The sequence below is a fragment of the Amycolatopsis sp. SID8362 genome, assembly GCF_010550475.1.
GTDB lineage: Bacteria > Actinomycetota > Actinomycetes > Mycobacteriales > Pseudonocardiaceae > Amycolatopsis > Amycolatopsis eburnea.
In genome coordinates this window covers 1-590 of the sequence record NZ_JAAGNB010001198.1, presented here as the reverse complement: position 1 = coordinate 590, position 590 = coordinate 1, and the positions used below count along the sequence as shown (strand labels likewise).

Genomic DNA, 590 nt, shown 5'->3' with positions numbered 1-590 from the left:
TCGGTGAAGTCGAACCTCGGGCACACCCAGGCCGCGGCCGGCGTCGCCGGCGTGATCAAGACGGTGCTCGCCATCCGGAACGGCGTGCTGCCGAAGACCCTGCACGTCACCGAGCCGTCGTCCCATGTGGACTGGTCCGCCGGCGCGGTCGAGCTGGTGGCCGAGCCGACCGCGTGGCCGGAGACCGGGCGCGCCCGCCGCGCCGGGGTCTCGTCGTTCGGGGTCAGCGGGACGAACGCGCACGTCATCCTCGAACAGGCACCGGAGACCGCGCCGGTGACCCGCGCGCCGCGGGTGCCGCCCGCGGTGGTGCCGTGGCCGGTCTCGGCCAGGAGCGCACAGGCGCTCGACGCGCAGATCGCGCTCCTGCGGCCGTCGGTGGCCGGGGCGGACCCGGTCGACGTCGCGTTCTCGCTCGCGACCGGCCGCGCGCGGTTCGACCACCGCGTGGTCCTGTCGGCCGACGGCGAGGTGCTGGCCCGCGGGACCGCGCGCGAACGCCCGGTGGCGTTCCTGTTCACCGGGCAGGGGGCCCAGCGCCCCGGCATGGGCCGGGAGCTCTACGCGCGCTTCCCGGTGTTCGCCGAGGC

1 protein-coding gene is annotated in these 590 nt (G+C 76.6%); it reads left to right on the top strand.

All coding sequences use genetic code 11. From position 1 onward, the window contains the following. A partial coding sequence (locus G3I65_RS37050; RefSeq protein WP_160700219.1) for a type I polyketide synthase occupies nucleotides 1-590 on the top strand: 590 nt, incomplete at both ends.